The sequence below is a fragment of the Vibrio sp. 1402 genome (assembly GCF_033340275.1).
The window spans coordinates 198,601-221,760 of the sequence record NZ_JAWOWE010000001.1 but is presented as its reverse complement, the minus strand read 5'-3'; the positions used below and the strand labels follow the sequence as shown (position 1 = coordinate 221,760).

General features: G+C 45.9%; 6 protein-coding genes. 3 read left to right on the top strand and 3 right to left on the bottom strand.

Annotation, left to right across the window (positions count from 1 at the left end; genetic code table 11):
• Nucleotides 1–68: 68 nt before the first annotated feature.
• Nucleotides 69–2,075 carry a TonB-dependent siderophore receptor gene (locus R7044_RS00895; RefSeq protein WP_205391201.1) on the top strand — a complete coding sequence of 669 codons (2,007 nt, stop codon included), beginning with the start codon at nucleotides 69–71 and terminating at the stop codon, nucleotides 2,073–2,075.
• A gap of 41 nt (nucleotides 2,076–2,116) precedes the next feature.
• A complete protein-coding gene (locus R7044_RS00890) occupies nucleotides 2,117–2,398 on the top strand; it encodes a DUF2218 domain-containing protein (RefSeq protein WP_033906471.1) in 282 nt (93 codons plus the stop codon).
• 88 nt (nucleotides 2,399–2,486) lie between these two features.
• Here the strand turns inward: R7044_RS00890 and R7044_RS00885 are convergent, their stop codons facing one another.
• Nucleotides 2,487–2,738 carry a YgjV family protein gene (locus R7044_RS00885; protein WP_005376619.1) on the bottom strand — a complete coding sequence of 84 codons (252 nt, stop codon included), beginning with the start codon at nucleotides 2,736–2,738 and terminating at the stop codon, nucleotides 2,487–2,489.
• 861 nt (nucleotides 2,739–3,599) lie between these two features.
• On the opposite strand from R7044_RS00885, the gene R7044_RS00880 reads away from it, so the two are divergent.
• Nucleotides 3,600–22,217 (top strand): retention module-containing protein, encoded by an 18,618-nt coding sequence (locus tag R7044_RS00880; protein ID WP_225455290.1) that lies wholly within the window; start codon nucleotides 3,600–3,602, stop codon nucleotides 22,215–22,217.
• Between the two features lie 184 nt (nucleotides 22,218–22,401).
• Here the strand turns inward: R7044_RS00880 and R7044_RS00875 are convergent, their stop codons facing one another.
• Both R7044_RS00875 and R7044_RS00870 read right to left on the bottom strand, forming a co-directional pair.
• On the bottom strand, nucleotides 22,402–22,704 hold the full coding sequence (locus tag R7044_RS00875; protein WP_017635368.1) for a hypothetical protein: 303 nt from the start codon (nucleotides 22,702–22,704) through the stop codon (nucleotides 22,402–22,404).
• A gap of 80 nt (nucleotides 22,705–22,784) precedes the next feature.
• The gene (locus R7044_RS00870) at nucleotides 22,785–23,015 is read right to left on the bottom strand and encodes a hypothetical protein (RefSeq protein WP_005376575.1); all 231 of its coding nucleotides are present in this window, start codon (nucleotides 23,013–23,015) and stop codon (nucleotides 22,785–22,787) included.
• Between the last annotated feature and the right edge of the window lie 145 nt (nucleotides 23,016–23,160).

The window sequence follows — 23,160 nt, the reverse complement described above, 5'->3', positions numbered from 1 at the left end:
TTTGTATTTATAAAACTCATGTTTATTATACCTGAGAATTATTATCATTAATATTTAGGAATGAAGTTATGGAAAGCCCTGCTTGTTCACCTATCAAGCTTTCAAGCCTTTGCCTTGCAGTGGGAATGGCGCTATCAACCCCTGTTTTAGCTCAAGATACTGAGTCACATTTTGAAGAGGTCGTTGTATGGGGAACGAAAGTTTCCAGCAACACTGAGTCGATGTTTGCGGACGACATGTCACTGAAGCAAGCCGATCATATGTCTGATTTACTGCGCGATATTCCCGGTGTGGATGTTGGTGGCACACACTCTGTGAATCAACGTATTACGATTCGTGGTTTGAGCGAAACCGATTTGGACATTCGTCTTGACGGTGCTTCTCAGCATGCGAGCATGTTCCATCATATTGGTAACTTGACGTTGAACCCTGACATTCTCAAATCTGCGGACATTCAGGTAGGTAATAACTCTGTGACTCAAAACGGGTTAGGCGGTTCGGTCTACTTTGAAACGAAAGACGCTCGTGACTTACTTCGTTACGATGAAAAGTTTGGTGCGCGTGTTTATGGCGGCTATGCATCCAACGACAACCAACAAGGTTCGTTGACACTGTACGGACTTTTGTCCGAAAACATTGATGCGATGGTCTATGGCCATTACGTTACGCGTGATGATTTTGAAGATGGTGATGGCAATAAAACCTACGGTGCTGCAGGTGATGTTTACAACATTCTGGCTAAGCTGGGGTATGAACTAAATGACATCCATCGTTTTGAGCTCTCTTATGACATGTACCGAGACAGTGGAGATTACAGTCCGCGTCCTGATATGTCGGGTAGTGCAAATAATAGCCTGTCGAGCAAGTTACTTATCCCTACGGATTATGACCGCGATACCATTACCTTGAGTTACGAGTTGCGAGGCGAACAACACCAAGGAAACGTCACTCTTTATAATACCGAGACAGAAATTAAACGTGACGAAACGGTGATGGCCCCTCGTTGGCCCTCGAACCGTTTATCAAAGAACACCGCCAAAAACCAAAACTTTGGTTTGAATGGCAAATTCCAGTCAGATGTTATGTTGGGTGAGTTTGATAATCGAGTCACTTATGGCTTCGACTACATGGATAAAACGTCTTCGAGTTACTACGGTAGTCGTAAGTTTATGGACGAATCGGCGATTTCAACCGCACTGTTTGTAGAAGATCAGTTCTTCTTCTCTGATGCCTTCTTTATTACTGCAGGTATGCGCTTTGATGATTACAAACGCAAAGCTGAGACAGGAACCAGTAATTATGATGATGTGACTTGGGCTCTAGCAGCAGAATGGGCGGTGACGCAAGATTGGACGTTGTTTGCGAGTGCACGCTCTCTATTTAAAGGTCCAGAGCTAATGGAAACCTTTATTGCTTACCAAGACGTTGCATTTTTAGAGGATGGGCTAAAGCCAGAAACGGGATTGAACTCGCAGGGTGGTGTTCGTTTTGATAAAACCTTTGATAAGCATTTCTTTGGGGCGAATATTACGGTATTCCAAACGGAAATTGATGATTACATTGCAGATCAGTACCAAAACGCGACTCAAACTTACCTGATTTACAACTTAGGTGATGTTGAGATTAAAGGCTTTGAAGCAAGTGCTTCTTATGGTTACGACAAGTTTAACAGCAAACTTTCTTACTCTAAGTCGGACACCAAAAACAAGAATACTGGTGGTCCTGTTGCTGGGGGCAATGGGCGTAGCATTGATATGGGTGATAGCATTGCTCTAACTTTGGATTACCAGTCAGACGCTTTAGAAACGATCTTCGGGTGGAACTCAATGTTTGTTCTAGAGGAAGACAACGTCTTTGATGGTCAGCCAAAGAAAGCAAGTTATGATGTGCATAATCTATACGCTCAATGGGTGCCGTCTGATATTGATGGGCTGTCGGTGACCTTTGGTATTGATAATGTATTTGACGAGTTGTACAGCTCTCATGCGTCTCGTTCGGGGACTGCACGTGGCTTCACGCTTGATGACTACGAGCCGGGTCGCAACTTCAAGCTCTCTGCAGCTTATCAATTCTAACAAGGTTCTTCATAGGACGTTTCAAAGTAACGAGTAAGTTCATGATTAAAGAAAGCACCCGAATAGATAGCGAACACGCTGACAAATACTTAGTGACGCTTTGTCGGCATTTTGGACGAAAAGTTCCTGCTACTTGGAATGAAAATAGCGGTTTGGTGACATTTCCGACGGGAAAAGCGGAGTTTAACCTTTGTGCATCTAGCTTAACTATAACCTGTGAGGCGGATTCAGAAGAGAAACTGAATACGGTTAAGGCGATCATTTCATCGCATATGGATATGTTTTCTCGTCGAGAAACATTAGCACTTAGCTGGGTTCGTTAGCGCTTGTTTAGGGATGCTGTGATAGAAATGGAATATTAAAAGCAAAAGCCCGCAATCTTATGATTTGCGGGCTTTTATTGTTTGAATGCTATTGCGCTTTCTCAGGCTCTAGGCTTTTTTTTTCCTGCTGCATTTTTGCTAGGAAGTAGATGTTAACGCAAGCAATAAAACCGTTAGTTAATACTACAGGCCAAGAATCAATCATTAGTCCGTAAGCGGTAAATAGCGCACAACCAATAAAGTTAAGGATACGAAGCTTAACAATATCTTTCATAGTTAGCGAAATAGCGACCATGATTGAAGCTGCATAACCTAAAATCTCAACCATATTCATGTCCATTTTTTGACCCTCTTAAAATCTGCCGAATTTTGTCGGTACCAATTCTTCTCATCTTGAGATTAATGAGGAAGCTCCATGCCTCGAATGGTCTTTTTTTGTTGTATGGACGCACTATATCAATGGAAAAACCGTGATAAAAGCCTCAAATCAAGGTTAAGAGAAGGTTAGCGATTACGCAAACGTTTAGGACTGGAATTACTAATAATTTTACTTATTGTGTTGATTGATAATAACGATGACATTAATAGCTCAAACACCATTGAAAGTAAGGGAATATTTACATATGATTGAAAATGATAATTATTTTCAAGTGCTGTGTTTATGTATTTTATTATTAGCTTGCTCGTGTTTTTTTTGCTGTATATCAGAACAAAACCGAACTCGTGGTGTGCGGGGATTCATATCGTAAGCCACTTTTTTATCGTTGCATTTTGTCCTGCAATTTATGTTGTTCAATATTTAATCGTTACGTTTTTTTCGTCACCGATATTGATTAAGATGTCATCACGCTCCGGTGTATACAACATTCTCATTGCTTTTCTTCCATTATTGATCGCAACCGGCAGTCTGGCGTTTAGCTGAATGATTTCATCTATCTTCTTTTCTTAAAACAACTACACTTAATCAGAATAAGGTATCAATTTCATATAATTATTCGATATCTACGCGTCAGCACATGTGTCACATTTCTGTGACTACGAGTAAGTTTTACTTATGTTGCTCGGTAGTAGGGTATTTATCGATTGTTTAATGATTCAATACTTAGTTTAATCGTATAAAGGTGTGCAGTATGCCGCACTAAATTAATAAGAAATTATCTAAAAAGGTTAATGGGAAACGTAAGCCATTAGCGGAGGTCAGATGAGTACGCACACGGTACCGCAGAGCGCGATTGTAAATGCTGTCAAAGGTGAAGTTTTGGTTTTGGGCCTGGATGGAAACGTTAAGGTCATAAAAGCGGGGGATGAGTTAAGACCTGGCGAGATTATTATCACAGAAAATAATGCCTCTCTCGACGTACAGATAAATAATGAGCTTTATCTGGTCGACGCAAATTGTGTTGCTTGTCTTCCTGTGCCTTCTTCTGAACCGTTAGAACCAGTATTGGTACAATCTCCAGTTAATGGCTTAGTGACTTTTGACCCAACGGCTATTGGAAGTGCTGACTTCGACGCCAACGATATTGCCGCTATCCAGCAAGCTATTTTAGACGGAGCTGACCCTACCGCTATCTTAGAAGCAACAGCTGCTGGCACAGGTGCTGAAGGCTCGGCTAATGCTGGCTACGTGACGGTTGAATATAATAACCCGGAAGTACTCGCGTCTACTTTTTTTGAAACGTCTGCGACTCGCAGCGGAGAAGATGATCGCGACGAAGATGACGGTTTGAATGTCACGATCTTTGCTGATGGTGGGCAGTCACTGCAATCTAACGTAACAGAAGGCTCAATTTCTCTATCTAGCTACCCGCAAACCATTTCTTCTAGTGTGCTGGTTGAAGCAGGGGATCTCGCACTTGATACTGCTTCATTTGTACCTGAAACGTCCTCATTAGAGTCTTTGTTAACCGAGTTAAATAGTGACATTACCTCTGGTGGTCAGCCAGTGGCGTTCGTTTACGACGAAGCGCAAAATGCCATTATCGGCACTCAAGGTGGTAACGAAGTGCTTCGTATCGAGATCGAAGCGACATCTTTAGGCCGTGATTTAGAGTTAGAGGTCGTTACCACGATTAGCCAGGGTATTGACCATGTGGCGTCCATCGCTGATGGCCAAGTATCTATCGTCGGTGATCAAATCAATATCGCTTTTGACATTACAGGCGCAGATATTGGTGGTAATAGCATTCAAGCGCCTATCGATTTTACGACAACCGTTATTGATGGCGATGATCCTGCGCCGCAAAACGTTACTTTTGAAAACGTTGAATCTTCTTCTACACCAATCACTGGCGCCTTTGTTGATATTGGTAGTGATCAATTGGCAACGGTCACGTTTAATCAAGAAGGACTTAGTCAGTTTGATGGCCTACTGAGTGATAATCAGGCGACAGAAGCGGTACTCTCTGAAGACGGCAGTACTATCACCTTGTCCATTGCTGGCTCGAATGAAACCGTCTTAACCATCAGTCTGAACACCGATGGTACCTACCAATTTGAGCAATTTAAGCCGTTAGAACAAGCAAACGGTGAAGATACGATTGAGCTCTCTTTGCCAACCACAATCGTCGATTTCGACCAAGATACGGCAAGCAACACCTTTACGATGACCATCCTTGATGGCGATAATCCAGTGATTGAAAACGCGACGGGATTGTCTTTAGACGAGGCGGGGGTTGACCAAGGTTCACAGGAAGGCGCGGCAGTAACAAGTGGTACCGGGTCGATCACGACAGCGGTCGGAAGTGACATCATTGATCACTATGAGTTGGAACCTACAGAGTTTAATGTTGGTGGAGAACTCCAATCTCAAGGGCAGGTTGTTCAATTGGAACTGGCGTCCGAGAGTAACGGTGTGCGTACTTACGAAGGCTTCATCGAGCTGGATGGCGTGCGTATTACCGTATTTGATGTGGCGATTGATGCTCCTGCATTGGGCGAATACCAATTCAACTTGTATGAACAACTTGACCATACGGGTGCTAACGATGACTCGCTTACTTTCTCACTGCCAGTTTACGCGGTAGATGCGGATGGTGACCGTTCCTCGATTACTGAAGGTTCGAACACACCAGAAGCAGCGCAAATTGTCATTCAAGTTCAAGATGACGTTCCTTCGATTGATGGCGTTGATGCGCTAGCCGTCGATGAAGACGATTTATCAAGCATTGGCTCCGATCAAAGCGACTCTGTGTTCGCGCAAGGTAGTTTCACGACGACTCAGGGCTCAGACCGTGTTGTAAGTTATCAATTAGAAAGCGGCACTGATCCACTCAATGGGTTGGAATCACAGGGTCGATCTATCTCTCTGACGGAAACTGTCAATTCAGATGGCAGCTTTACCTATTCTGCAACGGCAGAAGGGGACGCTATCTTCACCTTACAAGTGAACCCTGACGGTTCTTATTCATTTACCCTTGAAGGTCCAATCGATCATGCTGTTGGTAGCGATAGCTTAACTCTAGACTTTACTATTGTCGCAACGGACTTTGACGGTGACACCAGTTCACTTGTTCTACCGGTTACCATTACTGATGATGTGCCAACCATTAACAACGTTGTTGCTCTTACCGTCGATGAGGATGACTTAAGTTCGGTAGGCTCTGACCAATCACAGCCAACGCTGGTTGAAGGTCAGTTCACGACGACTCAGGGTTCTGATGGCGTCGTACAGTATCAGTTGGATGTAAACGCTGATCCTTTAAATGGCCTGCAATCTCAAGGTCAAACCGTCTCCATCGCCGAAACGCAAAATGCAGACGGCAGCTATACCTACAGCGCAACGGCAAATGGCAGCGCAGTCTTCACATTGATTTTGAATACCGACGGCTCGTACAGTTTTGAGCTGCAAGGTCCAATCGACCATGCGGCAAATACCGACAGCTTAACCCTCGATTTTAGCGTTATTGCTACCGATTTCGATGGTGACACAAGCCAAATCGTACTGCCTGTTACCATCGTGGATGATAAGCCGACCATTACCGATGTCGATGCAATTACCGTTGATGAAGATGACTTAGGTACGATTGGCTCAGATCAGACTGGCCCGATTTCAATCGATGGCAACTTCACCACCACACAAGGCTCGGACCGAGTAGTAAGCTATCAGCTCGATGCTTCTGCAACACCAGTGGCTGGACTCACATCACAAGGCGTGGCAGTCACGCTAACTGAAACCGCAAACGGCGATGGCAGCTTTACCTATCAAGCAACAGCAGGCACCGAGTCGGTCTTTACACTGACAGTGAACACTGATGGCTCTTATAACTTCACGCTTGAAGGGCCAATCGATCATGCTGTTGATAGCGACGAGCTGACACTGAACTTCCCAATCATCGCAACAGACTTTGATGGCGATACCACAAACGCCACGATCCCTGTGACGATCGTGGACGATAAGCCAGTTATTACTGACGTGGATGCCATTACGGTTGATGAAGATGATCTAGCGTCAATCGGTTCAGACCAAAGCAATCCAATTTCTATTGATGGTAACTTCACCACCACACAAGGTTCAGACCGAGTGGTGAGCTACCAACTCGATGGCACATCAACACCAGTTGACGGTTTAACATCGCAAGGTGTAGCGGTAACGCTGACTGAAACGGCAAACGGTGACGGCAGTTTCACTTATGAAGCGACTGCGGGTGGCAACCCTGTATTTACTTTGACTGTGAATACTGATGGCTCTTACAACTTCACACTAGAGGGGCCAATTGATCACGCGGTTGATAGTGATGAGCTGATACTGAACTTCCCAATTATCGCAACCGACTTTGATGGCGATACCGTCACAGAAACCATTCCAGTCACAATTGTTGATGATGTACCGACCATCACAGCGGTGGATGCGTTGAGCGTCGATGAAGATGACCTTGGCGGTGTGGGTTCAGACCCAGGCGGCGATCTGTTCGTTGAAGGCGCGTTTACGACCACTCAAGGCTCTGACCGAGTGGTGAGCTATCAACTGGATTCAACGGCTGATCCTGTTGCGGGGCTGACCTCTCAAGGTGAGGCGATTATCTTGGTGGAAACCGCCAACGGTGATGGCAGCTTTACTTATGTGGCGACCGCAGACGGCAATCCGGTATTCACGTTAAACGTAGCAACAGATGGCACTTACGATTTTACGCTGCAAGGCCCGATTGACCATGTAGCTAACAGTGACAGCCTGACGATTGATTTCCAAATTATTGCCACCGATTTTGATGGTGATACGACTTCGGCAACCATTCCAGTCACGATTACGGATGATGCACCAATCATTGATAATGTCGTGCCTCTGGCTGTAGACGAAGATGATTTATCAGGCATTGGCTCAGACCAAACTGACGCTGTGTTTGTTGAAGGCGCGTTTACGACCACTCAAGGTTCAGACCGAGTGGTGAGCTACCAACTTGATTCAACTTCTGATCCTGTTTCAGGTTTAACTTCTCAAGGTGAGCCTGTTATTTTGGTAGAGACTGCGAATGCCGATGGCAGCTTCACTTACGTGGCAACTGCGGATGGCAATCCGGTCTTCACCATGAATGTGAATGCTGACGGTACATATGACTTCCGTCTGGAAGGGCCAATCGATCACGCGTTAAACAGCGATGAGCTAGTACTGAACTTCCCAATCATTGCAACAGACTTTGATGGCGATACGACGACCGCCACCATTCCAGTCACGATTACTGATGACGTTCCAACCATTAATAACGTTGTTCCACTCACGGTAGACGAAGATGATCTCGCTACAATTGGCTCAGACCAAAACGATGATGCGTTTATGTCGGGCTCTTTCAGCACAACTGAAGGCTCGGACCGCGTTGTTAAATACCAGCTTGATTCAACCGCAGATCCAGTATCTGGGTTGACCTCTCATGGTGAGCCTGTCGTGCTTGCTGAAACTGCTAACGGCGACGGTAGTTTTACTTACACAGCCACGGCAGATGGCAATGCCGTATTTGAATTGATTGTGAAGCCAGATGGCAGCTACAACTTTACACTGCAAGGTCCACTAGACCATGCGGTGAATAGCGACAGTCTGCAAATCGACTTCCCGATTATCGCAACAGACTTTGATGGCGACACCTCATCGGAGACGTTACCTGTCACTATCGTTGATGATAAACCAACCATCACTGACGTAGACGCAATCCGTGTGGATGAAGATGACCTAGCGACGATTGGCTCTGACGGCTCAGATCCAATTTCAATCGATGGCAACTTCACTACAACGCAAGGTTCTGATGGGGTAGTAAGCTACCAATTAGATACTGCTGCAACGCCAGTTGATGGCCTAACATCGCAAGGTGTGGCAGTGACGCTGACGGAAACTGCAAACGGCGACGGTAGCTACACTTATGAAGCGACAGCAGGAACTGAAGCCGTATTTACGCTGACCGTGAATACGGATGGTTCATACAACTTCACGCTTCAGGGGCCAATTGACCATGCGACAGACAGTGATGAGCTGACACTGAACTTCCCAATCATCGCGACGGATTTTGATGGTGATACCACCACAGAAACGATCCCAGTCACCATCGTGGATGATAAGCCGACCATTACCGATGTCGATGCGATTACCGTTGATGAAGATGATTTAGGCACGATTGGCTCAGATCAAACTGACCCGATTTCAATCGATGGCAACTTCACCACCACACAAGGCTCGGACCGAGTGGTGAGCTATCAGCTTGATGCTTCTGCAACACCAGTTGACGGCCTTACATCACAAGGCGTGGCCGTCACGCTGACTGAAACCGCAAACGGTGATGGCAGCTTTACTTACGAGGCGACAGCGGGTACTGAAGCGGTCTTTACGCTGACAGTGAACACTGATGGCTCTTATAACTTCACGCTTGAAGGTCCAATCGACCACGCAGTAGATAGTGATGAGTTGATACTGAACTTCCCAATCATCGCGACCGACTTTGATGGCGACACCACAAATGCCACTATCCCAGTGACGATCGTAGACGATAAGCCAGTTATTACTGACGTGGATTCCATTACGGTTGATGAAGATGATCTAGCGTCAATTGGCTCAGACCAAAGCAACCCGATTTCTATTGATGGTAACTTCACCACCACGCAAGGTTCAGACCGAGTGGTGAGCTACCAACTCGATGGCACATCAACACCAGTTGACGGTTTAACCTCGCAAGGTGTGGCTGTCACGCTAACAGAAACTGCAAATGGTGATGGCAGTTTTACCTACGAAGCAACAGCGGGCTCTGAAGCGGTCTTTACGCTGACAGTGAATACTGATGGCTCTTATAACTTCACGCTAGAAGGGCCAATTGATCACGCGGTTGATAGTGATGAGCTGACACTCAACTTCCCAATTATCGCAACCGACTTCGATGGCGACACCGTTACTGAAACCATTCCAGTCACGATTGTTGATGATGTACCGACCATCACAGCGGTGGATGCGTTGAGTGTCGATGAAGATGACCTTAGCGGCGTGGGCTCAGACCAAACTGACGCTGTGTTCGTTGAAGGCGCGTTTACGACCACACAAGGCTCTGACCGAGTGGTGAGCTATCAACTGGATTCAACCGCTGATCCTGTTGCGGGTCTGACATCTCAAGGTGAGGCGATTACCTTGGTGGAAACCGCGAATGGCGACGGCAGCTTTACCTATGTGGCGACCGCTGACGGTAATCCTGTCTTCACGTTGAATGTCGCAACAGATGGTACGTACGACTTTACGCTGCAAGGCCCGATTGACCATGCAGCTAACAGTGACAGCCTGACGATTGATTTCCCAATTATTGCCACCGATTTTGATGGTGATACGACTTCGGCAACCATTCCAGTCACGATTACGGATGATGCACCAATCATTGATAATGTCGTGCCTCTGGCTGTAGACGAAGATGATTTATCAGGCATTGGCTCAGACCAAACTGACGCTGTGTTTGTTGAAGGCGCGTTTACGACCACTCAAGGTTCAGACCGAGTGGTGAGCTACCAACTTGATTCAACTTCTGATCCTGTTTCAGGTTTAACTTCTCAAGGTGAGCCTGTTATTTTGGTAGAGACTGCGAATGCCGATGGCAGCTTCACTTACGTGGCAACTGCGGATGGCAATCCTGTCTTCACCATGAATGTGAATGCTGACGGTACATATGACTTCCGTCTAGAAGGTCCGGTTGATCATGCGTTAAACAGCGATGAATTAGTACTGAACTTCCCAATCATTGCAACAGACTTTGATGGCGATACGACGACCGCGACCATTCCCGTCACGATTACTGATGACGTTCCAACCATTGACAACGTTGTTCCACTCACGGTGGACGAAGATGATCTCGCAACAATTGGCTCAGACCAAAACGATGATGCGTTTATGTCGGGGTCTTTCAGCACAACTGAAGGCTCAGACAGCGTTGTTAAATACCAGCTTGATGCAACGTCAGACCCAGTAGCAGGGCTAACCTCTCATGGTGAGCCTGTCGTACTTGCTGAGACAACAAATGGTGATGGCAGCTTTACTTACACAGCCACAGCAGATGGCAATGCCGTATTTGAATTAGTGGTGAAGCCAGACGGCAGCTACACCTTTACACTGCAAGGTCCACTAGACCATGCGGTGAATAGCGACAGTCTACAAATCGACTTCCCGATTATCGCAACAGACTTTGATGGCGACACCTCATCGAAGACGTTACCTGTCACCATCGTTGATGATAAACCAACCATCACTGACTTAGACGCGATCCGCGTGGATGAAGATGACTTAGCGACGATTGGCTCTGACGGCTCAGATCCAATTTCAATCGATGGCAACTTCACTACAACGCAAGGTTCTGATGGGGTAGTAAGATACCAATTAGATACTGCTGCAACTCCAGTTGATGGTCTAACATCACAAGGTGTGGCAGTGACGCTGACTGAAACCGCAAACGGCGACGGTAGCTACACCTATGAAGCAACTGCGGGAACCGATGCTGTCTTCACGCTGACCGTTAATACGGATGGCTCATATAACTTCACGCTCCAAGGTCCAATCGACCATGCGACAGACAGTGATGAGTTAACACTGAACTTCCCAATCATCGCAACGGATTTTGATGGTGATACCACCACAGAAACGATCCCAGTCACCATCGTGGATGATAAACCGACCATTACTGATGTCGATGCGATTACCGTTGATGAAGATGACTTAAGCACGATTGGCTCAGATCAGACTGACCCGATTTCAATCGATGGCAACTTCACCACCACACAAGGCTCGGACCGAGTAGTGAGCTATCAGCTTGATGCTTCAGCAACACCAGTGGCTGGACTCACATCACAAGGCGTGGCAGTCACATTGGCTGAAACCGCAAATGGCGACGGCAGCTTTACCTATCAAGCAACAGCAGGCACCGAGTCGGTCTTTACACTGACAGTGAACACTGATGGCTCTTATGACTTCACGCTTGAAGGCCCAATCGATCATGCTGTTGATAGTGATGAGTTAACGCTCAACTTCCCAATCATCGTAACAGACTTTGATGGCGATACCTCTGCTGAGACAATTCCTGTCAAGATCGTTGATGACAAACCGACACTTGGTGGCATCGAAGCAACAAGTGTGCAAACGGTTGATGAGGACGATATCCCAACAATCGGATCTGATGGTACACAGTCGAACAGCATTGCCGGTAACTTCATCGCGACTGATGGTTCTGATGGCATTGTCGAGTACAGCGTTTCTGACCTAACGACGCCAGTACAAGGCCTGACCTCTGGTGGTCAATCTCTGGTTATGGTTGAAGTATCAAACGCAGGTGGCGTTTCAGTTTACGAAGCTCGTATTGATGGCACGACGACACCAGTATTCCGTGTGACTCTCGATGCTTCTGATGATAGCTACACTTTCGATTTGCTTGCTCCTCTCGATCATCCAAATGCTGATGGCCAAAATGAACTGGTCATCAATTTACCGATAAACGCGACTGACTTTGATGGAGACGTGTCGAACAACATCACCTTACCAATTACGGTTGTGGATGATGTTCCGACCATTGACGGTTTACTAGCAGGCAGCGACCAAACCGTTGATGAAGATGACCTACCAGCAGGTACGGATGCTGCAAGTGCAGAAGATACTGTTATTTCAGGTACTTTTGATATCACCGAAGGTGCTGACCAAGTTGCTTCTATTCAGCTGAGTGACCTGACCACGCCTGTTGCGTCACTGACTTCAGATGGTGAAGCTATCACCTTAGTTCTGTCTTCTAGCGCAAACGGCGTGAACGTATACCAAGGTGTCGCAGGCAATCCTGCTGAAGTGGTGTTCGAACTGACGTTGGATGCAACGAACAACACCTACGAGTTCGATTTACAGAAGCCGCTTGATCATCCCGATGGTAATCAGCAAAACGAGATTGTTATTAACCTCCCTGTGACGGCGACAGATAATGATGGTGATACTTCACCAGCCTTCACATTGCCAATTACCGTTGTGGACGATGTTCCAGTTGTTACCAATATTGAAAGTCTACGTGTCGACGAAGATGACTTACCTCTTGGTTCTGATGGAACGAAAGAGCCATTAACGGTATCAGGTGAGTTCGAAGTCACTAGCGCAGATGGTATTGATGCTTTCGAATTGGATCTAAGCTCAAATCCTATCCCGAATCTGAAATCGGGTGGAGAAGAGGTAACACTTTCTCAAGACGTTGGCGCTTCAACTGCTGACGCGCTTGTTTACGTGGGACAAACACCGGGTGGAGTGACGGTCTTCACGTTGACACTTCATCAAGATGGTAAATACGACTTTGAGTTATCTGGTCAGTTAGATCACGCGGTTAACTCTGATGAGATTTTGTTGAATCTACCTGTGAAGATCACGGATGGCGACAACGATACCATCACTGCGACCTTGCCAGTGACGATCGTAGATGACAAACCAACCATTGATGCTATTAGCTCTGGTAGTACCTTGTCTGTGGATGAGGATGATATTCCAAGCCAAGGTTCGGACGACACGCCAGAATCCAATATCATTGGTGGCAACTTTGACGTTACTGATGGTGCCGACTCTATCGTTAGCTTCCAGTTGGATAGTTTAACATCGCCTGTTTCTGGCCTTACCTCAGGTGGTCAACCGCTTGAGTTGGTTGAGTTTTCAAATTCAAACGGTGTGATTGAGTACCGAGCTTATGTACAAGGTACGACGGACACCGTCTTTAAACTGACGCTAAATGGTTCAGCAGACAGTTATGAATTTGAACTGTTGGGTGCACTTGATCATCCTGCGGGTAACGATGAAAACTCGTTGGTCATTAACTTCCCAGTCAACGCGACTGATTTTGATGGCGATGTGTCCAATAACATCACCTTGCCGATCACCGTGGTGGACGATGTCCCAGCTATTGTGAAAGTGACAGACTCTAGCCAACAAACCGTTGATGAAGATGATCTTTCCGGTGGCTCTGACACGACAAGTAGTGATTCAACGGTATTGAACGGCGGATTTGAGGTCGTTGCTGGTGCAGACAAGATTGTCAGCTACCAAGTTTCAGACCTCGATGCAGTCGTGTCTGGTTTAACGTCGAACGGCAGCAGCATCGAGTTGAATCTAGTAAGCACGAATGGTGGAGTAACCAGTTACGAAGCGGTTATTACTGGCACATCAACTAAGATCTTCACGCTGTCTCTTGATGCGAATAATGACAGCTACCAATTTGAGCTGTTGGGACCAATCGACCATGACGCTGTTCAAGGTGAAAACAACCTTGTCATTGATATTCCAATTACAGTGACAGATTTTGATGGTGACACGTCATCATCACTGAATCTTCCAATTACCGTAGTTGATGACATTCCCGAAATTAAATCAGCAGATGCTTTGGCTGTTGATGAGGATGACCTTGCCAACGGCTCTCAGGCAACCAACAAAGACAGCCTAGAAGCAACGGGCAATTTCGATACGGTGGAAGGGGCAGATACCGTTGTCTCTTATCAGCTGGATCTTACTTCTAACCCGATACCAGGAGTAACTTCAGGTGGTTTTGCGGTGACGTTAGTTCAAACCGCGGTAAGCAACAACAACTTTACTTATCAAGGTCAAACACCTGATGGTAACTCAGTGTTCACACTAGTTTTGAACGCTGACGGCTCTTACAAGTTTACGCTTGAGGGTGCGCTAGATCACTCAACTCAAGGCGAAGATACACTCATACTTGATCTCCCAGTCTTTGCGACCGATGTCGATGGTGATACGGCAGGTATTAACTTACCAGTGACGATTACCGATGATGTTCCAACCTTGCACGATGCATCTATTTCGCGTGTTGAGGGGCAAGGCAGCCGCACGGTTCGTTTATTCCGAGACCCTGTAGAGGGGGATGATGACCTTGGTGCTGACGGCGCACAAGTGACTTCATTCTCGGCTGATGATTCAGGCATTTACTTTAAGCAAAATGGTGTTGATTCTGATTCTGTCGATTTGAACGGCAGCGACCAAGTCGTATTTGTTCACAAGGTTCTTGACGGAGTGGATACTGAAATCGGTCGTTTGGTTGTTCGAACCGATGGCAGTGTGTCATTCCGTCCGAATGACGACCTTGACCATACCGAAACCGACTCGATTGATTTCACCATCAACGTTGTTGCAACCGATGGTGATGGCGATATCGCAGATGCCGATGTGGATATCTCGATAAGAGACCGCAATGCGCAAATTGACACGTCTACCGTTACTGCGTTCGAAGACCAAGGGCGTGATGGTGTCGTTGTGGGCGTTGACTCTGCAAATACTCAGGACAACTTGTCGACGCTGGATGTTAGCCCTGCGAAAGTCGACTTGGTTATCAATTTACACGATATCGACCGTAACGAGAGCTTAGGTGACATCACTATTCGAGATGCTGATACTCACAACGGTACGTTCTACTACAGAGACGGCAGTGGCAACTACATTGAATTAACATCTGTGGGCAATACGGTTGTTCTCGACGCATCAAATGTTGAGCAGTCATTCAATGGTGAGCTTGTCTCGTTAGATAACTTGTACTTCGTACCAGATCGTCATACATCAACCGATGCTTCTGGTATCGATCCTCGTATCCGCGTGGAAATTCTTAACAATGGTACGCCAGATCATACGATTAATGGTCGTTTAGACATTGAAGTTGCTGCCGTCGCAGATATTGCAACGTGGACGGCAAGCAGCGAATTTAACTACTCGGTTGATGAAGATGGAAACAATGTCGCACTTAACATCACGGCTGAAACCCAAGACACTAGTAACCCAGAAGGCATTGTGTACGAGCTTGTCTTTACACAAGGAGAAGGTAACGCAGAGTTAGTCTATTCAGATGGTAGTGCGATACCAAAATCCGGTGGTGTTTATCTGGTGGATGCAAGCCGAATTGATGAAGTTCAAGTTGATCCGATAGATAACTTCTCGGGCGAAATCAGAATTGATGTCACCGCTATTACGACGGAAAACAACAATCCACTGCTTGGGAAAGATACCGCTCGCTCAGAAACCGAAACCATCATTATTGATGTAAACCCAGTTGCGGATAAAGGTAGTTTTACTGTAAACCGAATTAATGTGTTTGAGGATAATGCTCGAACTCAAAATACGGTAGACCCTGTCACTGATCACGATCCACTCCAATTAAGTGAAGTGATCACCATGAAACCATCAGCGGACTTAGATGGTTCTGAAGCGTTATTTGTGCGCATTTCTAACTTCTCAATTGATGGGGTTACTTTGGTGTGGCTGGACTCAGCAAACCCAAGTCAGATAGTAGAAGTGACCGATTCAGGCGGCAATGTACTTTATTACGAAGTGCCAGAGTCTGAATTAGCGAACGTCGAAGTTCTTCCTCCGTTGCACAGCAATGATGACTTTACTTTCAATGTCGAAGGCATTGTGAAAGACACAGCATCATTGTCTACCGGTACGACAGAAGATGTGTTGTCACTGGGCAGTAAGACCGTCATCGTTGGTGTAAAAGGTGTTGCTGACATACCAGACACGGTATTAATTGACGCGGGGAACGTTTGGAACCGATTCGTAGACGGAGATGTGGCCGGGATAGAGACGACTATCGAAGAGAATGGTGTTGTAAACCTTAACTTCTCGGTTGTATCTGGTGAAGTTGCCGATAGACCACAGGATGATTCAGAAGCCATTACTGTTATCCTGTCCAACATCCCCGACGGTGTTCGTGTCGTAGATTCAGACGGTTCAAGCGTTGACCTCACCTTTGTTGGCTATGATGGTAACGGTCAACCGATTTACGAAGCAAACATCACTGGGCTGAATTTTAATTCCGGTATTCAAATTATTCCAGAAGCCTCTTCAACCGAAAACATTGCGATTACAGGGACGATCATTGTTACCGAGAATGATGGTCATAGTCGTGTGATTGAAAGAGAGGTAAGGATCAAGGTCGAACCCGTTATTGATGCTCAAGATAACTACGTTGTTCGATCGGAGGGAGATGAAGATACGCGCTTTGACATCGATTGGAAACCGACGCTCGTACAAAGCCCTGATACCGATGAATTCTTTAGTGATGTAACCATCTCTGGATTTCCTCCAGGCAGCACGGTCTATGTAGATGGTGTGGCACAAGCGCTTGTTTCTGGAACACTAACGCTTTCACCGCAAGCCGGTGAATCAGAGCAAGATTTTTCCGCTAAAATCTCTCAAAGTGGCTATGTTCAAGTCCAGTTGGAGCAGGATTCAAGTACTGACTTTGACTTGACCACGACCGTCACTGTGAAAGAGATTGACCATGAATATGTTGACGCTTCGAATCCCGGTGAAGGTATCGCTGAGAAAACCATCAATGGTACGGTGAATGTCCAAGTTAATCCAATCGTTGAGCCAGAGGATAATACGGGGGCAATAGATGACCAAACCCGTCTGCTTGTCACTGAAAGTGGTGGTGGTGCTACCGATATCGTGAAGTCAGATGATCAAGGTAACATTGACTTTACGATCAACACTTCTATGGGGGGCGAATCTGGCGCTCATATCATTAAATACCAAGAGTTTGATGCGTCTTCAGATGAAGTGGTGACTCAACTTGTTGTTCAATTTCACAATGTGGACCCTGAGATCCTCAACCAATTGGTTATCGTCGGTGCACTAAATGAAGGTGGAGGTCGTTGGACAGTAACTAATGAAGACAACTTCTCAATTAAAGCGCCGTCTGGACTTGATTTAACACCAAACGATGACAGTGACGATGGCGATAACGGTGGTCTCTCTCAAATTGGCTTAACCATTTACGCAGAAGTGAATGATTTGGGCGAAGATTTGGGCAACGAAAAAGATGCGACGGTCGTGCGTCAAACGGATGTGACACTAGAGTTTCCAACCGTCCTCACACCGAAAATGAGTGTAGCGGCAGAGATTCAGGTGGCTGATGATGTCCAAATTCAAGCGTTGGAAGACAATTCTATTAACCTTGGTGCTCAGTTGACGTCGAAAGTCGATGCGATTAATGCAGATGGTGTTGAAGATGTCTTAACTATTATCGTCGACCCGACAGCTCCTGGCATTCCTCCTGGTTTGGTGATCACGGGGACGGATGTTGATTTTGTCAATGGTAAATACGTGTTCCAAGCCCATATCGATGCGAGTGGAAATATTACTGGCCTTGATGGCTTGACGATGCACTTGGCAGAAGATTACGCAGGTGATTTCGAATTACCAATTCGGTTTGTCACTAAAGACACTGAGTCCGGTGATGAAAAAGAAAATAATGTCCAGTTTCCAGTTCAGGTTTTACCGGTTGCAGACGTTCCGAGTTCAGCCGGGGATCAGCCGTTGGATAGCGATGTCACACCGAATGTAAAAGTAGATATCGTTGGTACTTTCGGCTTGGATGCAAACAAACAACCTGTAACTGATCTAAATAACGACGTTCCCACGGCGGATGGTGTTGGTTACGAAGATGGCTTAATCCAACTTAACTTGAGTGTTGATTTTGCCGATCAATTTAACAACACTCAAGGTGGTCGAGAAACACTAACGAACATCAAGTTAGAGCTTGATGACACAACATTAGGTGAGTTTGTTGATGCCAATGGTAACAGCTTAGGAACCAGTATTGAGTTTAATGAAGCTGAGATTTTAGCTGGTGCGCTTGACAATGTTCTGTTTAAGCCAAAAGAAAATTACCCCGTAGGTGGTGGCCAAAATACCGTCAAGATTAATATCGAGGGAGAAATTACTGATGAAGCTGTGTTTGATCAGTCTATCTTGAATAACTCTGGCGATAATATAGATGTGAGAACCTTCACTGACGATGTCACATTTGAAGTTACGCCAGTCGTTGATGACATTACCATTACAGGTGCCGATCCGACGCAGCCAATCACGGTGATTGGTGACGAAGATACTTTAATTTCGCTGAATCAATCGGGCTCTGGTGTTTCGATCAGCCTGAACGATAATGACGGTTCTGAGAGTTTCGTTTCACTCAAGTTAACGGGGCTTCCTGATGACTTTATCGTTAAATCCAATTCCTCTGATTATGTTGTTAAGAACAACGGTGGGGGCGAATGGAGTATTCAACTAAAAGATCTCACTCAGACGTCCATTGACCTGAGTGACATCCAAATTAAACCGCCAAAACACTTTAGTGGCGAGGCTGAGATAGGTATTACGGTCTTCATTCAAGAGGAGTTGCTACAAGTTCCAACGGAACGAAACAACAACTTTACGCTTATTGTCAATCCTATTGGTGATGATGTTGATGTGAATCCCGATACTTCGGCTGCAGGTAATGAGGGCGAAGACATTGTTATTAATGTAAATGCGTTAGTGGTTGATAACAAAGAGTCCATCGGAGATGGTGCAAACTACCAGGAAAATGATCCAGAGACGCTGAGAGTTGAGGTCTCCAATGTCCCTGATGGGGCGAGTGTTTCATTACCTGATGGGACAGTGTTTACTGACCAAGGCGGCGGCATTTTTGTCTTAGAAATCAATGCTCAAGACTTGGATCAAGTGGTGTTTAATTCTGGGGATCGCAACGATAACTCATGGGATGGTTCGCTGCATTTCAAAGTGCAAGCCGTTGATACTGGGCTCGATGGCAGTCAAAGCTTGGGCTCCGCAGAGGAGTTTGATGTCACTGTTGATGTTGAAGCAGTGAACGATCGTCCAGAGTTCGTCAATACCGTGGATGTGGAAACACCAGAAGATACGCCAATGCTGCTTGATGGTTTCAGCATTACCGATATTGATGCCGTACTCGATGATCCGAATGCTGAATATGTACTCAATGTGAACGTCGACAGCGGTATCTTGGAGCTTAATCCAACGCTCATCGCTACTTACAACCTAACCGTGAGCGGTGATGGTACGGACTCCGTTGAACTGAAAGGTACAGTGGCCGATCTAAACAATGCCATTGCAGACGGTCTGATTGAGTTTAATCCAGACCTGAACTTCTTTGGTGACGTTCAGGTGGACGTGACAGTCGATGACCAAGGTAATGAAGGTATCGTAATTGGTGGGGTAGATGACACCCTAAATACCAACAGCAGCAGCTTCAATATTGAAGTGACAGCGGTGAATGATACCCCAGAAACTACGCCAGTGACGCTACCGGATATTGAAGAAGATAGTGGTGTGTTCTCCATCTCTGAAGCGGATCTTATTGCGAATGCGACAGACGTAGAGAACGATAACCTCACGGTCAGCAATGTTCAGTTAACGGATCCGAATTCGGGTAGCATTACTTTCAACAGTGGTACGGGAGAGTGGGAATTTACCCCAGCACCAGATTACAACGGTCCAGTTGAAATCACGTACACCATTACAGATGATGGCACGACAAGTGGTGCATCCGATCCTAAATCGGTTAACGGCAACGCATCGTTCAACGTAACGGAAGTCAATGATGCTCCAACGACGTCTGAAGTGGTACTTTCTGATATCGCAGAAGACAGTACGGCGGTTGAAATTACCCAAGCTGATTTGTTAGCGAATGCTTCTGACATTGAAAACGACACCTTGATGGTGAGTAATGTCCAGTTGGTTGACCCAAGCAGCGGCACATTGGATTTCGACAACGTAACAGGTACATGGTCATTTACTCCTGCGCCTGGCTACAACGGCAAGGTCGATCTGACCTACGACATTACCGACAACGGTACAACGAACGGTGTTTCTGATCCTCAAACGGTGTCAGGAACGGCGACCTTCGAAGTCACTGAGGTGAACGATGCACCGGTAACATCAGAGGTAACGTTGAGTAGTACCGAAGAAGATGGTGGTTCGGTAACTATTACGACTACTGAGTTGCTGAGCAACGCAAGTGATCCTGAGTCAGACAACTTGACCGTCGATAATGTTGCGTTAGTGGACCCAGCTTCCGGCACGCTGACTCAAGTGAGTGCGACAGAGTGGACGTTTGAACCCGCAGCAGATTTCTTTGGTGACGTTAATTTCACTTATGAAATCACAGATGACGGAACCACTAACGGCGCTCCAGACCCAATTACAATCGCGGGCACAGCAGTGTTGAATGTTGAAGCGACCAATGACGCACCTGAAGTCACTGCAGCATCGGTAACGGATACGATCAACGAAGCCGATGGCCAGAAAATAACGGGTATTAGTGTAAGTGACATCGACTTCACTGGTGCGCAGGCGAATGAAATCATGACGGTGACTCTTACAGTTACCGAGGGCGACCTTCGTGTCGAGCCGCCAGCAGGTAGTGGTGTGACTGTTGGGGCGGGGATGGCTGGTGAAATAACCCTAATGGGCACACCAGATAATATTAACTCCGTTCTTGGAGCAACAGACGCTTCTGAGGGTGTATTTGTGGATGCAGGAGATGTCAACGCAGCTTCAATCACTTTATCGGTGAAAGTCGAAGACAACGGCGTGTACTTCGAAAATGCGGGTACCGCATTGGAAGCGAATCAAGATTTCACTATCAATGTGACACCTGTAGCTGATGCACCTACATTGAGTATAAATCCTCAGTTTAATTACATTCGTCAAATTGCGGCTAGCCAAACCGCGAGCAGTCAAGGTTTAGCGATTGTCGGAATCATGGCGGCGCTTACTGATATTGACGAGGTGCTGTCTTTGGAGCTAACGGGCGTACCAGCTAGTGCTGAGGTAACAAGTGGCGTTTCTCCATCAGGCATTAGCTTCGATGGTACCACTTGGACAGTACCAAGCGATGAAATTGATACGCTAGAAATTGTCGCAACAGATACTAACAGTGGTATTGATGTCGGTTCTTACGATATTTCGCTTACGGCGATATCAACGGAATCTAATGGCGATGAAGCGCAGTCTTCACCTGTCCAAATTAGTTTGGATGTGAGTAGTGATAGCGACGATATTGACCAGTCAACCGCAGTGGACGACAGCTATTTAGTCGGCGGAGACACAGGTATCAACTTGATTGGTGGAGACGGTGACGACGTTATTCTGGGTGGTGATGGTGATGACGTGCTTATCGGTGGCTTAGGTTCAGATATCTTAACGGGTGGAGACGGCAGCGATATCTTCAAGTGGACGGTAGATTCCGTTGATGAAGGGGCAGTGGATACCATTACTGACTTCACTGTTAACGAAGACAGTATCGATTTACGTGAAGTTATCTCTGATCTCAATAACTCAATGATCGACATGGATGATCTGCTTGGTCACATTTCAGCAGACTACGATGCATCGACGGAAAGTGTTTCTCTGAACATTACGACGGATGCAAATGTTCAGCAGACTATTGTCGTGGAAAACTTAGGTACTTCAATCGACTTCAACGGTCTCAGCTCCAACGAGATTGTAGAGTCATTGCTGAACAACGGTGTTATTGATAACGGATAAACCTGTATACAACACAAAAATGGGCGGCTCTGATAAGCCGCCCATTTTTTTCGGGAAAGCTTGATTTTAAACAGGAGATATTTGAATCGAAATAGAAAGAAAGAGCGAAGCAAAGGGGTTATCTTGTTACGACGTTATAGTGATAGTTGGAAATTAAAATAGCGATAATTTGACGTTAAATCGCCTAAACGTGGATGTCTAGCAAGCTGCCAATGATTTCATTGTTTTTCTCTATGACAGACGCGCCAACTCGGTTATAACCAGCGGCTTGTGCTAGGTTGATGAGAGATTCAACTTTTTGAGAGGGAAGGCTAGGTGTTGAGGCTGTTATTGCGACATCCGCAACCGCAGCTAAATCGATGTTGTGATCAGAAAGCTCTTCTTTTACCTTACTTACATTATTGTAAATGCCATGTGCAGCTTTCTCGGCCATTTGTTGTGACATCTGAACGATGTGGTGTCCAGATTGAATTCCTGATACAGGCATATCACTACTCCCAACATTATGATAGTGAGAGCATAGGTGGAGTTTATAAAACGTTCAAGTGTTTTATATCAATGACTTGATTAGGCAAACAGTTTGGCAAGCATTTCTCTTTCTTCACCAGATAGAACCGGTTTTTGCGCTTTATTTAGTTTCACGCTGATCTCACCTTGTAATGACTTTAACTGACTTGCCGTTAAATCACTGAGCTTTTGTTTAAGTTCATTAAATTGTTGTGCGTTCATCTCAATACCTTCGTCGTGATTCGGTTTATCCGTCGTTGCCCGAAATTCTTCATCCTTTGGATACAACATATTTATTCAACCAAAATAGATTAGAATTTGATCGATTGCTTTTTGTCCGAATATTGTCAAGGTGTGTTAAGTGATACGTCAGATTTTTCCTAAGAAGGTACATAATTACCCACTTTGGGGTAGATGGAAGCGTAAAAAGAAAAAG

Excerpts from the sequence above, each read along its gene's own strand:
- R7044_RS00895 (WP_205391201.1), top strand. The coding sequence starts at position 69 with ATGGAAAGCCCTGCTTGTTCACCTATCAAGCTTTCAAGCCTTTGCCTT.
- R7044_RS00890 (WP_033906471.1), top strand. The coding sequence starts at position 2,117 with ATGATTAAAGAAAGCACCCGAATAGATAGCGAACACGCTGACAAATAC.
- R7044_RS00885 (WP_005376619.1), bottom strand. The coding sequence starts at position 2,738 with ATGGACATGAATATGGTTGAGATTTTAGGTTATGCAGCTTCAATCATG.
- R7044_RS00880 (WP_225455290.1), top strand. The coding sequence starts at position 3,600 with ATGAGTACGCACACGGTACCGCAGAGCGCGATTGTAAATGCTGTCAAA.
- R7044_RS00875 (WP_017635368.1), bottom strand. The coding sequence starts at position 22,704 with ATGCCTGTATCAGGAATTCAATCTGGACACCACATCGTTCAGATGTCA.
- R7044_RS00870 (WP_005376575.1), bottom strand. The coding sequence starts at position 23,015 with ATGTTGTATCCAAAGGATGAAGAATTTCGGGCAACGACGGATAAACCG.